Here is a 14,629-nt window from a genome sequence, read left to right on the forward strand (position 1 = left end):
GAACCATGCCCCTGTTTCGCAAGAAAAACATCCCCAATGTTTCGACACGCGCAGCCTTGCCTGCCCCTGTTGCGAATTTATTACGCGAATCTTGGTGGTTATTACTCGTTGTTTTAGTGGGCTATCTACTGCTCATTCTGACCAGCTACCACCGTGGAGACCCTGGCTGGTCGCATAGCGCAACAGAACTGGTTATTCATAACCGGGGCGGTGCCGTAGGCGCTTGGATCGCAGATGTGTTGCTGTATACCTTTGGCATTTCCGCCTGGTGGTGGACGATATTTTGCGTTGCCGCCATTTTATGGGGATACCGACGCATTGATCGCGTCACCGAATCATCGAAGCCCTTGGTATTTTTGTCTTGCCTCGGCTTTGCGCTGATTATTCTGTCGAGCTCTTGTTTAGAAGCCTTGCGCTTACACTCATTAACCGTAGAACTCCCCCACAAACCGGGCGGCATTCTTGGCCTCTGGCTGGGCGGCTGTCTGATGAAAAGCTTTGGTTTTAGCGGCGCCACCCTATTACTAATCACGACGATGTGCTTGGGCGTTTCGCTGTTCACCGGCTTATCGTGGCTAAACGTGATGGAAAACATTGGCGCGGCATTTGAATGGCTGTATTACAAAGCCATTGACGGCATCCAAGCCGCGCAAGATCGCCGAATTGGCCGCGAAGTGAAAAAAGCGCGCGAGCAAAAAGTGCAAGAAGCGAAAAAGAAACAGGATGAAAAAGAGCCGCTCATCATCGCCCCACTGCAAAACGAAGTGCCAGTTGCGAAAAAGCTAGAGCGCGAAAAGAAAACGCTAGAAAAACAACAAGAGCAGCAGGCCAAACAAGCGGCCCAGCCGATGCTGTTCGCCGAAGACGATTTACCCCCTGCACCTGCTGCTCCAAGCAAAAAAGCACCAATGCCAGTCAATTTTGGCGACAGCTCTTTGCCACAACTGAGCTTGCTAGAGCCTGCGCTACAGGCACAAGAGACAATTTCCAAAGAAACGCTCGAATTTACCTCACAGCTGATCGAGCGCAAGCTTGCTGATTTTAACGTCGAAGTCAAAGTCGTCGCCGCCTACCCGGGCCCAGTGATTACCCGTTACGAAATCGAACCTGCGGTCGGCGTGAAGGGATCACAAATCGTCAATTTGATGAAGGACTTGGCACGCGCGCTCGGCTTGGTATCGATCCGCGTCGTCGAGACAATCCCGGGCAAAACGTATATGGGCTTGGAATTACCCAATCCAACGCGGCAAATGATTCGCCTCTCGGAAATCATGTCGAGCGAGCCGTATCACGCGATGCAGAGCAAATTAACGCTGGTGCTCGGTAAAGACATCACTGGCAAACCCATCGTCACCGATCTGGCCAAAGCGCCGCATATGCTGGTCGCCGGTACTACTGGCTCGGGTAAATCGGTCGGTGTAAATGCGATGATTTTATCCTTGGTGTATAAAGCGACGCCGGATGAAGTGCGCTTTATTATGATCGACCCGAAAATGCTCGAGTTGTCGATTTACGACGAAATTCCGCATCTGCTTGCGCCGGTCGTCACCGATATGAAGCTAGCGGCCAACGCCTTAAACTGGTGCGTCGCCGAGATGGAAAAGCGCTATAAACTGCTTAGCGCTTTGGGCGTGCGCAATATTGCTGGTTACAACCAGAAGATTAAAGATGCGGAAAAAGCGGGTAAAAAGCTGACCAACCCGTTTACGCTCACTCCGGATGATCCAGAACCGCTCGAACATTTACCGTTTATTGTCGTTGTGGTCGATGAGTTTGCCGACTTGATGATGGTCGCGGGCAAGAAGATTGAAGAGCTGATCGCCCGCTTGGCGCAAAAAGCACGGGCAGCGGGGATTCATTTGATTTTGGCGACGCAACGCCCATCAGTGGACGTAATTACGGGGCTGATTAAAGCCAATATTCCGACGCGTTTAGCTTTCCAAGTTTCCAGCAAGATCGATAGCCGGACGATTCTCGATCAAATGGGCGCAGAGGCGCTGCTGGGTCAAGGCGATATGTTATTTTTACCACCGGGCAGTGGTTATCCATTGCGCGTACACGGCGCCTTTGTTGCCGATGAAGAAGTGCATCGCGTCGTCGATTCGCTCAAAGCCATGGGTGAGCCTAATTACATCGAAGGCATCCTCAATGGCGGCTTTGACGCTGAAAGTGCGGGCAATACTAGCTTGGGCGAAGGTGGCAGCACCGAGGACACCGATCCACTGTATGACGAAGCCGTCGCGTTCGTCATGAAAAGTCGTCGCGCATCGATTTCTTCCGTGCAAAGACAACTGCGTATCGGTTATAATCGCGCCGCGCGTCTGATTGAACAAATGGAAAGCGCTGGTCTGGTTAGCTCGATGGAAAGCAACGGCAACCGGACTGTACTGGCGCCAGCCAGTGAATAACGGCGAATCACTGAGGTTTTGATTCGCCACGCCCACCATAGACAGGCGGCTACACCTTTCGGGATGGGCAACACACCAAAGCTGTTGTGCGTGTACATTATGCCTCAGCCTAGGTACAACTTATTCCGATTAACCCCGCATTTTGCACCTATGACTTGAACTCTAGGGGCGATCTGTGATATAAACGTGGACTTTTCCAGTTCCGACGTTAGGACAAGAATCATGGCACGAGTATGCAAAGTCACCGGCAAAGGCCCGATGACCGGGAATAACGTTTCCCACGCCAACAACAAAACAAAACGCCGCTTCCTCCCGAATCTGCAATCACGCCGTTTCTGGGTTGAGAGCGAAAACCGTTTCATCCGTCTGCGTGTTTCAAACGCTGCGTTGCGCCTGATCGACAAGAAAGGCATCGACGTAGTATTGGCTGACTTGCGCGCCCGCGGCGAACTATAATTCCGAGGTAATTTAAGATGCGCGATAAGATCAAGCTCGAATCTTCTGCAGGTACTGGTCACTTCTACACGACGACCAAAAACAAACGTACCATGCCAGAAAAGATGGAAATCAAGAAGTTCGATCCCGTTGCTCGCAAGCACGTGATCTACAAGGAAACCAAACTGAAGTAATTCAGTGCTCTGGTGACCATACTCGAAACCCTGCTTCGGCAGGGTTTTTGTTTGGCCCAAAGAAATGGGGTATTGCTTTAAAAGCCATACCCCATTTTTTATTTAGCTCAATACCCCTACTCTATACCCCAGATTGTTTTTAAGGTAGCGCAGAGTTTATGCATCATCGGGTCGCTCGCCCTATCGCCTGAGTAAATAAACTGCAGCGGCGCCTTGGTCACCAATTCACCATTTCGCCACAACACAATCGAGCCATCCGAGGCAAAGCGCTGTGCGGTACGTTCAGCCAAGATCGCCATCCCAACTCCCGCCTTGATTAATTCGAGCAAGGTCGCTTCTTCGTCAAACTCGCCAACGACTTTAGGCGCAATATTTTGACTACGCCACAATTCCTGTGAAATATCAGCCAAACTAGTGTACTGCGATAAGCCCAACCACGGTGCCTCGCCCAATTTAGCCCAATCTGCATGCTGATATTCTGCCGCCATTGCCACGGGCATAGCGATACAAAAACCAATTTCGCTCAAAGGTAAAGTTTGAACATTTTGATAGGGATTCCGGCCGAGATAAAAACCGCCATCGAGCGTTTTTTTTCGTACTTCGTTGAGCACACTAACGGAAATTCCATGCGTGGTCTGCACAGTAATCAGTGGATAAGTGTCACGTAAAAGCGACAGCCAAGCTCCCAATTTCAAACGCGCTGGAACGCCAATCGTCCCGATACGCACCTTGCCTTTTGGTTCGCCCTGCAATGCTTTGGCTTTGTGCAGCAAATCGCGCGATTGCGCCAAGATTTGTTCGGCCTCCGGCATCAATAACTTACCCGCCTCGGTGAGCGATACGCCGCCTGGGTAGCGTTCAAACAGCGCCAATCCAAACTGTTCCTCCAGCGCTTTAATCTGCGCCGTTACTGCAGGTTGAGATAAGTGCAACAATTCAGCAGCTTGCGTCAGATGCCCCTGTTGCGCCACGGTCACAAAAGTTCGTAATTGATAGAGTTCCATACGGCGATTATCACCCAAACCTTGCCCATCGTGCCAGATAGCTTGCCGTGAAATGTAGTTAAAAATCTTTGATTACAAACAATAAAGTAAGTCTTGCGCAACCAATCATAAATTTCAGTGATTCTGAACATCAGAAAAAGCAATTAGCCTCTTCTTGTTACACAGGCTTACATTAGGCGTGGGAATAGCTAGACATTAGCTTTTTACACTTCACAGGAGGCAGCGTATGCATGAATCAATGATTGAACGCGTCCAGAATAACCCTAAGTTTCACGCTCTCGTAGCAACTCGCTCTAAGTTTTCTTGGATGCTCACGTTCGCGATGTTGGCAATTTACTACGGTTTTATTCTGCTGATCGCTTTTTCACCTGCAACACTTGGTACCCCTATCAGTAATGGTGTCACCACCATCGGCATTCCATTAGGCATTTTTGTCATCATTTCGGCCTTTGTGCTCACAGGCATTTATGTGCGTCGCGCGAATACCGAATTTGACCAACTGACTCGTGAAGTGGTTGAGGAAGCGAAACAATGAAATCTCTCTACGAAAAATTAGGTTTTGCGGCTTTTCTGGCATTTGCAAGCGTACCAAGCTGGGCCGCCGGCGCAATCGAAGGCGAAGTGCATAAACGTGAATTGAACGTTCACGCCATTATTATGTTCTTGGCCTTCGTCGCATTTACCCTCGGTATCACTTACTGGGCCGCGCGTCGCACCCGTTCAGCAAAAGATTTCTACGCCGCTGGCGGCGGTATTACTGGCTTTCAAAACGGTTTGGCAATTGCCGGTGACTATATGTCGGCAGCGTCCTTCCTCGGTATTTCGGCCATGGTATTTACCACTGGCTACGATGGTTTGATCTACTCGATCGGCTTTCTAGTCGGCTGGCCAGTGATTACCTTTATGATCGCAGAGCGTTTGCGTAACTTGGGTAAATACACTTTTGCTGACGTGGCGTCATATCGTCTAGGTCAAACGCCAGTACGCGTATTTGCGGCAACCGGCACTTTGGTTGTTGTGGCGCTGTACCTGATTGCCCAAATGGTTGGCGCAGGTAAATTGATCCAGCTCTTGTTCGGTTTGGATTACACCTATGCCGTTATCTTGGTTGGTATTTTGATGGTGATGTACGTGATGTTCGGCGGCATGTTGGCGACGACTTGGGTACAAATTATCAAGGCAATCTTGCTGTTGTCTGGCGCAACCTTCATGGCCTTTATGGTGATGAAACATGCGGGCTTTAGCTTTGAAACCATGTTCCAACAAGCGGTTGAAGTGAAACAAGCAGGTGCGCAGGCCTTAGCCAATAAAGCTGCAATTGCTTCTGAAGTTGCCGCTAAAGCAGTAGCCGCCAACGCACCAGACGCTTCTGCAGCAGTGGCTTCAGCGACAGAAGCCGCAGAAAAAGCAGCGAAAGCCGCTAAAGCCAATATCATGGCACCAGGTGGTTTGGTATCGAATCCAATCGATGCAATCTCGCTCGGTCTGGCTCTGATGTTTGGTACCGCAGGTTTGCCGCACATTCTGATGCGCTTCTTCACCGTAGCGGATGCGAAAGAAGCTCGTAAATCAGTATTCTATGCGACAGGCTTTATCGGCTACTTCTACATCCTGACCTTCATCATCGGTTTTGGCGCGATCATCTTGCTGTCGGGCGAAGCGGGCTTGAAGTTCAAAGACGCGGCCGGCGCGCTGATTGGCGGCTCGAATATGGCTGCGGTGCATTTGGCCGACGCAGTGGGCGGTGACTTGTTCCTCGGCTTTATCTCTGCTGTGGCGTTTGCGACGATCTTGGCGGTGGTGGCAGGTTTAACATTGTCAGGCGCATCAGCGGTATCGCACGATCTGTACGCTTCGGTAATCAAGAAAGGCAAAGCGAACGAAGCGGATGAAATTCGCGTATCGAAAATGACCACCTTGGCGCTCGGCGTAGTAGCGATGTTGCTCGGTATCTTGTTCGAAAAACAAAATATCGCCTTCATGGTCGGCTTGGCGTTCTCGATCGCAGCTTCGGCTAACTTCCCAGTTCTGTTCTTGTCGATGTTCTGGAAAGGTTTGACTACTCGCGGTGCAGTATTGGGCGGCGCAATCGGCTTGATCTCGGCTGTCGTGTTGATTATCTTGGGACCAGCAGTTTGGGTAGACGTTCTCGGCCATCCAAAAGGCTCTGAATTGTTTGCCTACAAAAACCCAGCTTTGTTCTCAATGACTGCGGCGTTCTTCTTCACTTGGTTGTTCTCTGTGCTCGACACCAGCACGCAAGCCCAAGCTGAGAAAGAAAAATTCAAGCCACAATTCGTACGCTCTATGACAGGTATTGGTGCAGAAGGCGCTTCTGAACACTAATACAGACAAATACTCCTAATACGAGTGATTGCAAGCGCCCCAACGTGTGAACGTCGGGGCGTTTTTCCTTGTGCTACAAAATGGAAAAAACATGCCCCACAGCTTTGATTTTTCATTCCCCCCTTTCGATCTCCTTAGTGAGATCGAACGGCGAGATCTGGCGAAAAAACTAAATATCGAATACTACGCCGCGGGCAGCCAAATTATTCGCGCCAATAGCCCGATGCAGACTTTGTATGTGGTGATGAAAGGCTTGGTGGTCGGGGGTGCAGATCAAGACGTGTACATTGCCGAACACGAAATTTTTGAGGGTAAAGCACTGCTCGAGGGGCAATGCGCGCACGACTTTATAGCGCAAGAAGATACACTGCTGTGGAGCATTCCACGTCAAGCAGTGTTACAGCTCAGCCAGCAAAACAGCACTTTTGCCGCCTATTTTTATCAAGACGTGGCACGCCGTATGGCGGAATTATCACCCAGCCCCCATCAACTCAGCCAAGCCACCTTGATGCTGAACCGCGTGCGAGATGCACAACTGAGCACGGTTTATCAGATACCCAGCGACGCCAGCGTGCTCGACGCTGCGCGCCGTTTGCAAGAGCAGCAAATTAGCTCGGTCATGATTCAAACCGAGCAAGGCCGTGGCATTTTCACCCAAAGCGATTTACGCCGCGTCGTCGCTCAAGGCTTAATCCCCGCTCAAACCAGTGTTGCGCAGCACGCTAGTTTTCAGCTCTATAGCATCAACGCCGAGCAAACGCTGCATCAGGCAATGATCTTGATGATACGCCAAGGCATCCATCATGTTTTAGTTGAGGAAGACGGCCAAATCATCGGCGTATTGGAACAAATTGGCCTACTGTCCAGCTTGGCCAATAATCCGCACAGCATTAGCGTGCAAATTGAACGCGCCACACAAATTGATGAGCTAAAAGCCGCGTCGAACCGTTTTATCCCGTTGATTCAGCTATTGCATCATAGCGGCATGAAAGTAACTTTGATCGCCGAGCTGATTAGTGAATTGCGGCAAAAATTGCTCGCCAAGCTCTTCACCCTACTCGCGCCGCCAGAAATGCTCGAACACGTGTGCGTGCTGGTTTTGGGTTCCGAAGGGCGTGGCGAGCAGATTTTGCGCACCGATCAAGACAACGCGCTGATTATTGCCGATGGCTACACGCATCCAGAGCTGGATAATATTTGCCAAGCCTTTAACCGCACCTTGCTGGAGTTCGGCTATCCCTTGTGCCCGGGCGGCATCATGCTCAATCAAGCCGAATGGCGCAAAAGCGTTAGCGAATTTAAACAACAAATCAACGATTGGACTTACACGCCGAGCGGCGAGAATATGATGAAAATGGCGATTTGGCTCGATGGCGTCGCCGTAGCCGGCAATACAGCCCTACTGTATGAACTGCAAAGCCATTTGTATAAATGGCTAGATAGCAATACTGCCTTTATGCGCCATTTCGCACGCACCATTGAGCAATTTCCCACGCCCTTGGGTTTATTCTCCCGCCTGCTGAAACGTGGCGAAAAAAGTGCGCTCGATTTAAAAAAAGGCGGTATTTTCCCGATCACGCACGGTTTGCGCAGCCTGGCGCTAGAGGCGCGGATTGATGCAAAAAACAGTTATCAGCGCCTGGCCCTATTAAGCCCAAGCCCGCTGTTTACCGCCGCGCAAGCGCAAGACTTGGCGGAAACCTTGAGCTTTTTGCAAAGCCTACAATTGAAATACGGCTTGCAAGCGCACTTTAGCGGCAAAAACACGATCAACCACATCGACCTGCAGCAATTGTCGGCACTTGAGCGCGAATTACTCAAAGACGCATTTGGTGTTGTAAAAAACTTCCGCGCCCGTTTACGCCACCACTTTAAGCTGGATCAGCTATGAGCGCGTCTGCAATGCCTTGGCTCTCAGCGCATTATTGGCGCCAACGCTGGCTACAGCAGCGCTTAAAAAATCCGGCCTACGATTTTGTATTTGCCCCCGAACCCGAACAAGAATGGGTCAGCCTAGATTGCGAAACCAGTTGTTTGGACGCGCAACGCGCCGAAATTATCAGCATCGCCGCGGTGCGAATTGTCGGCGCAAAAATCGAATTATCCCAGCATTTATCCTTGCTGATTAAACCCTCTGGCGCGCTAGACCCAAAGAGCATTCCGATTCATGGCCTTAGAGCGCAAGATCTAGCGCACGGCGTGTCGATTGAAGAAGCGCTGCATCAATTGCTGCACTTTATCGGCTCGCGCCCCTTGGTCGGTTATTACCTTGAATTTGATCTGGCCGTGATTAATCGGCAATTAAAACCTTGGCTGGGTATTGAACTGCCGCAGCGCGCGATTGATGTTTCCGGTTTGTATTACGATCGCATGGTGAGTGCGTACAACCCGGAAGTGAATCTCAAACTTGATCATATTTTAAACGAGCTGCAATTGCCGCAATTAGCGCGCCACGATCCGCTCAATGATGCGCTCATGGCGGCGATGATTTTTCAGAAGCTAAGAAAATACCCTAATAGCACTTAAGTAACAGCAACTTACAAACCACATCAGCCAGACTGATTCGCCACATCAAAAAAGACAATTGGATTTGAATTGCACAGGCGCATACAGTTGACGATAGATATTTTCCACAGACTGTTTCACAACTTGGCTTGCAGGAGTACTTAGCATGAGTGGTATCGATTCTGTTTTGAAAGAAACCCGTTCATTCCCACCATCGGACGATTTCCGCGTTAACGCGAATGTGTCTGGCATGGAAGGCTACAACGCCCTGTGCGAGAAAGCGAACAACGATTACGAAGGTTTCTGGGGCGACTTGGCTAAATCCATGCTCGACTGGAAAAAACCATTCACGAAAGTATTGAACCAAGACAACGCGCCATTCTTCAAATGGTTTGAAGACGGCGTGATGAACGTGTCGTACAACTGTATCGACCGTCACTTGGAAAGCAAAGCGAATAAAGTAGCGATCATTTTTGAAGCAGATGATGGCTCAGTCACTCGCGTAACCTACCGCGAGCTGTATCACCGCGTATGCCAGTTTGCCAATGGTTTGAAATCATTGGGCGTTACTAAGGGCGATCGCGTTGTCATCTACATGCCACACACGATTGAAGCTGTAGTTGCGATGCAAGCGTGTGCGCGTATCGGTGCAATCCACTCAGTGGTATTCGGCGGCTTCTCGGCTGGAGCATTGCGCGATCGTATTCAAGACGCGGCAGCAAAAATTGTCATCACTGCGAACGAAACCGTTCGTGGCGGTAAAGCAACGCCACTGAAATCAATCACCGACGAAGCTTTGGGCTTGGGTGGTTGCGAGTCAGTACAAAAAGTAGTGGTGTTCCAACGCACTAGCACTAAACCAGAACACTGGAACGAAGAGCGCAATATCTGGTGGCACAAGCTGGTTAAAGACCAAGCTGACACGTGCGAACCAGAATGGGTTGAAGCTGAGCACCCACTGTTCATTCTGTACACTTCAGGCTCAACCGGTAAGCCAAAAGGCATTCAACACTCATCCGCAGGCTACCTGCTCGGCACACAAGTGACGATGAAATGGGTGTTCGACTACAAAGAAACCGACGTTTACTGGTGCACGGCCGACGTGGGTTGGATTACTGGCCACTCTTACATCGCCTACGGTCCATTGGGCATCGGCGCGACACAAGTGGTATTTGAAGGCGTACCAACTTACCCAGATGCATCACGCTTCTGGCAAATGATTGAAAAACACGAAGTAACCACGTTCTACACGGCACCAACTGCGATCCGCTCATTGATCAAACTGGGTGGCGACTTGCCGAAGAAATATGATCTATCGTCACTGCGTCTGTTGGGCACAGTCGGCGAGCCGATCAACCCAGAAGCTTGGATGTGGTACTACGAAGTGGTTGGTGGCTCACGTTGCCCTATCGTGGATACTTGGTGGCAAACTGAAACTGGCGCGAACATGATTGCGCCACTGCCAGGCGCGGTTGCGACCAAGCCAGGCTCTTGCACCTTGCCAATTCCAGGCATTATGGCCGACATCGTTGATGAATCTGGCGCGCAAGTTGATTTGGGCAAAGGCGGCTTCTTGGTGGTGAACAAACCATGGCCATCAATGGTACGCACGATTTGGGGCGATCCAGATCGCTTTAAGAAAACCTACTTCCCAGAAGACTACAACGGCAAGCTCTACCTTGCTGGCGACTCAGCGCACCGCGATGAGAACGGCTACATCTGGATCATGGGCCGTATCGACGACGTATTGAACGTATCAGGCCACCGCCTTGGCACGATGGAAATCGAGTCAGCGCTGGTAGCGAACCCACTGGTTGCCGAAGCGGCCGTGGTGGGTAAACCACACGATATCAAAGGCGAATCAGTCGTTGCCTACGTGGTACTAAAAGGCGCGCGCCCAGAAGGCGACGATGCGAAACGTATCGCGAAAGAGCTGCGTGAATGGGTAGCTCACGAAATCGGTAAAATTGCTCAGCCAGACGAGATCCGTTTTGGCGACAATCTGCCAAAAACTCGCTCAGGTAAGATCATGCGCCGCCTATTGCGTGACATCGCTAAGGGCCTGGAAATCACTGCGGATACTTCTACTTTGGAAAACCCAGCGATTCTGGAGCAATTGCGTCAGTCTGCAATCTAAGTCCGAGCTAGTCAAAAATTCACGGAAAAACCACCGTAACTCAACCCGCCGTCCTATTGGATGGCGGGTATTTTTTTGCGCCCTGTCAGCCAAAAGCACGTTCAAAACCCAAGCCACAAACACACACAGTAAGCAACTGATTTTATTCGCCTTTTATCCAGTTTTGCATTTCATTTCGTGAGCACAAGCGTAGACTCAATTTACGCTATTGTGCACACCAGCTGGAGGCGCATCATGTTGCAAACTACATTTAAAACCCTCGCAATCGCCCTGTGCTTGCTGCCACTCACGAGTGAAGCGACGCATTCTTGGGCGGGTTATCACTGGGCCAGAACAGGCAATCCATTTACGATCAAACTGGGTGATAACGTCAACAGCACTTGGGATAGTTATTTAGCTACGGCCAGCAATGACTGGTCGATGTCGAACAAAGTAAAAACCACCATTGTCACCGGCTCAAGTGGTCGTAATTGCAAAGCGGTACAAGGGACGGTGCAAGTCTGCAATAGTAATTATGGGCAAACAGGCTGGTTAGGAATCGCCCAAGTCTGGATTAGTGGCACACATATTGTGCAGGGCACGACCAAAATGAACGACACCTACTTTAATACCAGCACCTACAACAAGCCAGAATGGCGTGCTTTGGTAATGTGCCAAGAAGTGGGGCATACATTTGGTCTGGCGCATCAGGATGAAAATTTTAGCAATGCTAATTTAGGTAGCTGCATGGATTACACCAATGCGCCAGGAGGCTCACTATTAGACCCAAACAATATGAAGCCCAATTGGCACGATTATGAAGAGCTAGACATTATTTATGGGCATGTCGATAGCAGTAATAGCTATAGCGCCAGTGCCAGCAGCAGCCCGCAACTACCACCAGCGATGAACGACATTGACTTTAGCGGCCCCGCACAATGGGGTAAATTGATGAGCAGCAATCGAAATGGACAATTGCAGACGTACGAGCTCGATTTTGGTGGTGGACACAAACTGGTAACGCATGTTTTCTGGATTGAACCGCATGGACAAGCTCACGAAGATCACACTTCCCACTAGATCAATCGGTATTTAGCTCCAGGCATTATTTGAAATAAATCACAAGCATATACCCCAACAAAATCAACACAACAACATCCATTCATCTAACAATATAGCCCTGAAAAAACAGGGCTTTATTGCTATGCTTGACTTCAGTGCTGTCCCCGAAGACTGGAGCTTGCAATGTTTGATGCCGAAGTGGAAACACGCTTTCAATCGCTAGCGCAAAGCACCTCGCCCGCATTCACCCGCGCATTGCGCCAGCTAATTTTAGAAGGCAGTGATCGCGATTTAAATCGTGTCAATGTGCTCACTTTTGCCGCGCGTTATGGCGTGAATGAAGAGGATGCGATCACCGGCTTTATTTACGCAGTGCGTGCTGGTTTATTCGATCTCTCGTGGAATTTGCTCTGCCCCGGTTGTGGTGGCGTGCTCGGCGCCAACGCTTCGCTCAAATCCTTGCACCGCGATGAATATCAATGCGTCATTTGCAGTGTGGGCTACACGCCCACGCTGGATGAAATAGTTGAAGCCAGCTTTAGCGTTAACCGCCGCGTGCGCCATATTGCTGGGCATGAACCTGAATCGCTGCCTTTTTGGGAATATCTGCGCCAATTCTTTTGGAGCTCAGGGTTGATCATGCCCGAGGGCGAAGAATTTGATCAGCTTGCCAGCGAAATCGCGCTCGACACGGTGGAATTATCCCCCGGTGAAAAATGCCAGATCTCCTTGCAACTAAAACCCAATCATTTGCTGGTGTTCGAGCCCGTCACCCACACCGCGCTGCATCTCAACGTGCGCGGTGAGCCGCCCGAACAAAGGCAGGATTTATCCATCGTGTACACCTGTGATGAATTGCAATTACCTCCGCGCAAACTGCGGCCCGGCCCAGTGCGGCTGACCTTAGAAAATCGCACCCAGCAACGTCTGCTACCCGGTATTTATATTGGCGGCCCTTCTTTCAAAAAAATGATCGCCCAGCGCCGCCCGTATTTAACTGCCGCGCGTTTATTAACTAATCAGGCATTTCGCGATATTTACCGTGGCGACACGCTCGACGTTGATCAGCGCCTCAAGCTCACCAGCTTGAGTTTTTTGTTTACCGATCTGAAAGGCTCTACCGAACTTTACGAGCGTGTCGGTGATTTGCAGGCCTTTGATCTGGTGCGCGCGCACTTTAGCGTATTGACCGATGCCGTAAACGCCGCCCACGGTGCGGTGGTGAAAACGATTGGTGATGCGGTCATGGCGACTTTTGCCGCGCCAGAGCGCGCGGTGGCCGCCGCCCTACAAATGCGCGCCGCAATGCGCGAGCTGAACGCCGCGCGCGGGCGCGAAGATTTGCTGGTGAAAATCGGAATTCATGAGGGCTCTTGCCTTGCTGTATCCCTGAACGATAGGCTCGATTATTTTGGCCAAACGGTCAATATCGCCGCGCGGGTGCAGGGGTTAGCCGACTCACAAAGCATCTACGTCACCGAACCGGTGATGCAACAAGCTGCGGTGGTGCAATTATTGCAAGAGCAGCAGCTCATCCCGCAAGCGCGGCGCTTGCCGCTACGCGGCCTGAGTGATCACTTCACCGTATACGAAATCCCGTAAGTAGAAACAAGGCGAAAATCACATACCCCACCCCGTATAACCATGTAAATCATAAATATAAAGACCTACATTAAAATACTGCGGACCTCTATGTATGGCATATAGGGAACACGGTTCTTGGCGCGCACGTTTAATTACGCACAAAGGTCGCTTGAATCAATTCTTTGGAATAATATTTTTCCAGCAATGGCCGCAGCAAATTTTGTAAGTGCACTTCCGACAGCATCGTTAGCAGCAAAGCATGATCGGGCGCATTCAAGCTTTTACCTAAATAAACGCCATTTTGAATCGTTGCGATATCTGAAAGCCCAACAAATTCAATCTGATCACGCAGCGTCGCTAAATCTGGGTTATCCGCTAATTCCGTCGCAAAAATTGTCGCCGCCACCACGGTAAAATCCGCCCGTTGGGCATTTATCAACTTGGCCACCACATCCATATCATTGACCAAAGTCACCCGATTTTGTGATTTAAGCACCTCAAGAAAATGATTGTATTCATCACCGTATGAATAGGTACGAACAAACGCGCCTTTTAAGTTCACGCTTGCCTGCACCGCTTGCAATGATGTGGCAGCAATCGGTTTGGACTTTAAAAACACCAAGCTAGGGCGGATGGTCGTTAAATAATAAAACTCGCCCTTCTGATCGCGAGTGCTGTTACGGCTTACGGGCAAGAGTAAATCGCCCTCGCCCGAATTAAACACCATCGCCTCAGCCCGAGCTCGCGGCACAATGGGAAAAACAAATTGGCAGCCGTATTTCTTTCCCAGCTCACGCAACAATTCAGGATAAATGCCAGACACTTGATTATCGACGATGCGAATGCTGTAGCCCGTTGGCGCTGCGGGGACGATAATCGGGCGCGAGCAAGCCGCCCATGTCATTGCACACAGCAAATTCAAAGCAAAAACGATTATGCCGCGCATTAGTGTCGTCATCTTGCCACCCAGCTCAA

12 protein-coding genes are annotated in these 14,629 nt (G+C 50.3%); 10 read left to right on the plus strand and 2 right to left on the minus strand.

What is annotated here, in order from left to right:
- Positions 1-5: 5 nt before the first annotated feature.
- The 3 genes from NT239_05675 to rpmG all read left to right on the plus strand — a co-directional run bounded on the left by NT239_05675 (position 6) and on the right by rpmG (position 3,037).
- Positions 6-2,408: a DNA translocase FtsK 4TM domain-containing protein gene (locus tag NT239_05675; GenBank protein ID XGA72329.1), complete on the plus strand. Its 2,403-nt coding sequence runs from the start codon at positions 6-8 to the stop codon at positions 2,406-2,408.
- Between the two features lie 222 nt (positions 2,409-2,630).
- Entirely contained in the window at positions 2,631-2,864 is a 234-nt protein-coding gene (gene rpmB / locus NT239_05680) for a 50S ribosomal protein L28 (GenBank protein ID XGA72330.1), read from the plus strand.
- 17 nt (positions 2,865-2,881) lie between these two features.
- A complete protein-coding gene (rpmG, locus tag NT239_05685) occupies positions 2,882-3,037 on the plus strand; it encodes a 50S ribosomal protein L33 (protein ID XGA72331.1) in 156 nt (51 codons plus the stop codon).
- Between the two features lie 116 nt (positions 3,038-3,153).
- On the opposite strand, the gene NT239_05690 is transcribed toward rpmG, so the two are convergent.
- Positions 3,154-4,041, minus strand: a complete 888-nt coding sequence (locus NT239_05690) for a LysR family transcriptional regulator (protein ID XGA72332.1) — start codon at positions 4,039-4,041, stop codon at positions 3,154-3,156.
- A gap of 226 nt (positions 4,042-4,267) precedes the next feature.
- On the opposite strand from NT239_05690, the gene NT239_05695 reads away from it, so the two are divergent.
- The 7 genes from NT239_05695 (at position 4,268) to NT239_05725 (ending at position 13,672) form a co-directional block, all read left to right on the plus strand.
- Positions 4,268-4,576 carry a DUF485 domain-containing protein gene (locus NT239_05695; protein XGA72333.1) on the plus strand — a complete coding sequence of 103 codons (309 nt, stop codon included), beginning with the start codon at positions 4,268-4,270 and terminating at the stop codon, positions 4,574-4,576.
- Positions 4,573-6,387 (plus strand): cation acetate symporter, encoded by a 1,815-nt coding sequence (locus tag NT239_05700; protein ID XGA72334.1) that lies wholly within the window; start codon positions 4,573-4,575, stop codon positions 6,385-6,387. Before NT239_05695 ends, NT239_05700 begins: the two co-directional genes overlap by 4 nt.
- 91 nt (positions 6,388-6,478) lie before the next feature.
- Positions 6,479-8,278: a DUF294 nucleotidyltransferase-like domain-containing protein gene (locus NT239_05705; GenBank protein ID XGA72335.1), complete on the plus strand. Its 1,800-nt coding sequence runs from the start codon at positions 6,479-6,481 to the stop codon at positions 8,276-8,278.
- Entirely contained in the window at positions 8,275-8,913 is a 639-nt protein-coding gene (locus NT239_05710) for a 3'-5' exonuclease (protein XGA72336.1), read from the plus strand. The genes NT239_05705 and NT239_05710 overlap by 4 nt, the downstream gene beginning before the upstream one ends.
- A gap of 145 nt (positions 8,914-9,058) precedes the next feature.
- Entirely contained in the window at positions 9,059-11,029 is a 1,971-nt protein-coding gene (gene acs / locus NT239_05715) for an acetate--CoA ligase (GenBank protein XGA72337.1), read from the plus strand.
- Between the two features lie 234 nt (positions 11,030-11,263).
- On the plus strand, positions 11,264-12,088 hold the full coding sequence (locus NT239_05720) for a hypothetical protein (GenBank protein XGA72338.1): 825 nt from the start codon (positions 11,264-11,266) through the stop codon (positions 12,086-12,088).
- A gap of 165 nt (positions 12,089-12,253) precedes the next feature.
- Positions 12,254-13,672: an adenylate/guanylate cyclase domain-containing protein gene (locus NT239_05725; GenBank protein XGA72339.1), complete on the plus strand. Its 1,419-nt coding sequence runs from the start codon at positions 12,254-12,256 to the stop codon at positions 13,670-13,672.
- A 130-nt stretch (positions 13,673-13,802) separates the two neighbouring features.
- Here the strand turns inward: NT239_05725 and NT239_05730 are convergent, their stop codons facing one another.
- Positions 13,803-14,612: a transporter substrate-binding domain-containing protein gene (locus NT239_05730; GenBank protein ID XGA72340.1), complete on the minus strand. Its 810-nt coding sequence runs from the start codon at positions 14,610-14,612 to the stop codon at positions 13,803-13,805.
- Between the last annotated feature and the right edge of the window lie 17 nt (positions 14,613-14,629).

The sequence above is a fragment of the Chitinibacter sp. SCUT-21 genome, from assembly GCA_041874755.1.
Lineage (GTDB): Bacteria > Pseudomonadota > Gammaproteobacteria > Burkholderiales > Chitinibacteraceae > Chitinibacter.

Excerpts from the sequence above, each read along its gene's own strand:
- NT239_05675 (XGA72329.1), top strand. The coding sequence starts at position 6 with ATGCCCCTGTTTCGCAAGAAAAACATCCCCAATGTTTCGACACGCGCA.
- rpmB (XGA72330.1), top strand. The coding sequence starts at position 2,631 with ATGGCACGAGTATGCAAAGTCACCGGCAAAGGCCCGATGACCGGGAAT.
- rpmG (XGA72331.1), top strand. The coding sequence starts at position 2,882 with ATGCGCGATAAGATCAAGCTCGAATCTTCTGCAGGTACTGGTCACTTC.
- NT239_05690 (XGA72332.1), bottom strand. The coding sequence starts at position 4,041 with ATGGAACTCTATCAATTACGAACTTTTGTGACCGTGGCGCAACAGGGG.
- NT239_05695 (XGA72333.1), top strand. The coding sequence starts at position 4,268 with ATGCATGAATCAATGATTGAACGCGTCCAGAATAACCCTAAGTTTCAC.
- NT239_05700 (XGA72334.1), top strand. The coding sequence starts at position 4,573 with ATGAAATCTCTCTACGAAAAATTAGGTTTTGCGGCTTTTCTGGCATTT.
- NT239_05705 (XGA72335.1), top strand. The coding sequence starts at position 6,479 with ATGCCCCACAGCTTTGATTTTTCATTCCCCCCTTTCGATCTCCTTAGT.
- NT239_05710 (XGA72336.1), top strand. The coding sequence starts at position 8,275 with ATGAGCGCGTCTGCAATGCCTTGGCTCTCAGCGCATTATTGGCGCCAA.
- acs (XGA72337.1), top strand. The coding sequence starts at position 9,059 with ATGAGTGGTATCGATTCTGTTTTGAAAGAAACCCGTTCATTCCCACCA.
- NT239_05720 (XGA72338.1), top strand. The coding sequence starts at position 11,264 with ATGTTGCAAACTACATTTAAAACCCTCGCAATCGCCCTGTGCTTGCTG.
- NT239_05725 (XGA72339.1), top strand. The coding sequence starts at position 12,254 with ATGTTTGATGCCGAAGTGGAAACACGCTTTCAATCGCTAGCGCAAAGC.
- NT239_05730 (XGA72340.1), bottom strand. The coding sequence starts at position 14,612 with ATGACGACACTAATGCGCGGCATAATCGTTTTTGCTTTGAATTTGCTG.